At 69.4% G+C, this 2549-nt stretch carries 2 protein-coding genes; both read left to right on the top strand.

Annotated features, from left to right (window positions below; all coding sequences use genetic code 11):
- Nucleotides 1–2100 (top strand): TonB-dependent receptor (locus KF737_RS22405; protein WP_296460821.1); only part of this gene is annotated, 2100 nt, incomplete at its 5' end.
- Nucleotides 2101–2188: 88 nt separating this feature from the next.
- Nucleotides 2189–2549, top strand: a 361-nt coding sequence (locus KF737_RS22410; RefSeq protein ID WP_296460824.1) for a class I SAM-dependent methyltransferase, incomplete at its 3' end; no start/stop codon positions are given.

A 2549-nucleotide genomic window follows, 5' to 3' on the forward strand; every position in this document is an offset into this window, starting at 1 on the left:
GAGGAGAACGTCCAGAACATCCCGGCCGTGGTGAGCGCCCTGGGCGCCGACACGCTGCGCGACCTGGGCGGCGCGACCGACACGCGGGAACTGATCCAGTTCATCCCGGGCGTGACGTTCATCGACGCGGCCTCGAGGGCCAACGCCGAGCCCAACATCCGCGGCGCCGGCCAGGCGCGCCTGCCGAACTCCGACGCCGCCATCGGCCTCTACCGCGACGGCGCCTACATCCCCGGCGGCAACATCGGCGGCCGCACCTTCCAGCGCTTCGACCTGTTCGACATCGAGCGGGTGGAGACGCTGAAGGGGCCCCAGGGCGCGCTCTACGGCCGCAACGCGGTGGGCGGCGCGATCAACGCCATCACCCGGGCGCCGCAGTTCCGGAAGGAGGGCGAGGCCACCGTCTCGTACGGCGACCACAGGACGCTGGGCCTGCAGGGCATCGCCAACATCCCGGTCACCGAGACCTTCGCGCTGCGCTTCGGCGCCGACCACACGCACCAGACGGGCTGCATCTACCGCCGCCCTGACGGAAGCTGCTTCGACTACCTGAAGTACGGCGCGGTCCGCGGCGCGGCGCGCTGGAAGCCCTCCGACCGGCTCGAGATCGTGGCGATCGCCGACTACGCCGACTCGGACAGCGATTCGGGCGGCGTGGTGCTGACGCGCTCGACCATGACCCCGATCAACGTGGCCGAGAGCAACGCGCGCAGCCAGCTCACCTCGAGCCAGTCGAACTTCAACCTGGCCATCCGCTACGACCTGGGCTGGGCCGACCTCTACTCGACCACCAACCACCGCCGCCGCAAGAGCGACTGGTACACCGACCCCGACGGGCTCACCACCGCCACCCAGCAGGACCTGCGGACCGACGAGGCCAGGACCACGTTCCACGAGACGCGGCTGCAGGGCCATACCGAGCGGCTCAACTGGCTGGTGGGCGCCGACCTCTTCTACCTGAAGGACGACTACAACATCCGCGAGCGGGGCCGCGCGCCCATCGTCAACGCCATGACGATGACCTCGATCGACCCGAACAGCGACCTGAACACCCTGCTCAATTCCAAGTCCTACAGCGTCTACGGCTCGCTGGAATTCGCCATCACCCAGCAACTCAAGATCTCGGGCGAGGCCCGCCAGAGCTGGGACAACAAGAAGGGCGAGATCATCGCCGTGCGCATCAACGGCCAGCCGCGCTACGTCGACTTCCCGCCCGGCAGCCCGCAGGCCAAGCCCGACCTCGACTTCCAGAAGACCACCTGGGGCGTGACCGGGTCGTACCAGTGGACGCCCGACATCCTGACCTTCGCGCGGGCGGCCACGGCCTACCGCTCGGGCGGTTTCAACTCCGAGCTCGGCAACCCCTGCAACATGCCCGACGAGGTGCCGGGCACGAGCTGCAACCTGGTCGACGTGCCGTTCACCTACGACCCGGAGAGCTCGATCACCTACGAGCTGGGCCTCAAGAGCTCGTGGTTCGATCAGCACGTCATCCTCAACGCCAACGTCTACCGCATCGAATACAAGGACATGCTGGCCAACCTGAACAACGGCATCCCGCCGATGATGGACCCGCTCAACGGGGCCATGTTCCTGGCCAACGCCGGCGACGCCAAGGCCAACGGCGTCGAGATCGACCTGACGGTCCGCGCCCCGCTGCCGCCCGAGATGGGCCGGCTGACGGGCACGGTCTCCTACGGCCACCAGAGCGGCCACTTCAAGCAGCCGCCGGCGTTCCTGACGACGGTGCAGGCCGGCAACGAGCTCGCCCGCCTGCGCGACAACTCGGTGAGCGGCAACGTCATCTACTCGCAGACGATCACGGCCGACTGGCGGCTCCGGGCCAGCATCAACGTGCGCCACGAGGACGGCGGCTTCCAGGCCGCGGAGAACGACGCGGTCCTCGGCGACTTCACCATCTGGGGCGGGCGCGTGGCCGTGGAGAACGCGAACTGGTCGTTCGCGGTCGTCGCCAAGAACATCTTCGACGAGCGCTACTACACCAACCAGTCCGGGGCGTCCCTGGGCAACGGCCTGCAGGACAACTACCGCCTGAACGACCCGCGCTACATCGAGGCGTCCGTCACCTATCGCTGGTGACCTTCCCCCCAGCGTCCTGGTCCGGCCGGTGGCGGCGCCCCGGCCGGACCGCCCTTCCCGTCGGCCCGGTCTGAGGTAGCATCGCCGCATGGCCGAGCCCGCTTCCGACTACACCACCGACGTCATCTACCCGTCCGCCTTCGGCGCGTTCCAGAGCCCGGCGCATCTGCTCCAGGCCGCCTGGACCGGAGGCCGCGCCGCGCCGCGCGTCGATCGCCCCTTCACCTACGCCGACCTCGGCAGCGGCGTGGGCCTCACCCTCTGCGTGCTGGCCGACTGCTACCCCGACGCCGAGTTCCACGGCGTCGACATCAACCCCGAGCACATCCGCCGCTCCCGCGACCTCGCGGCGCGCGCGGGCCTCGCCAACGTCACCTTCCACGAGGCGAGCTTCGCCGACCTCGGCCGGCTTCCGATCCCCCGCCTCGACTTCGCCGGGCTCAGCGGCA

The organism is Phenylobacterium sp. (assembly GCF_019636135.1).
In the GTDB taxonomy this organism is placed as follows: domain Bacteria; phylum Pseudomonadota; class Alphaproteobacteria; order Caulobacterales; family Caulobacteraceae; genus Phenylobacterium.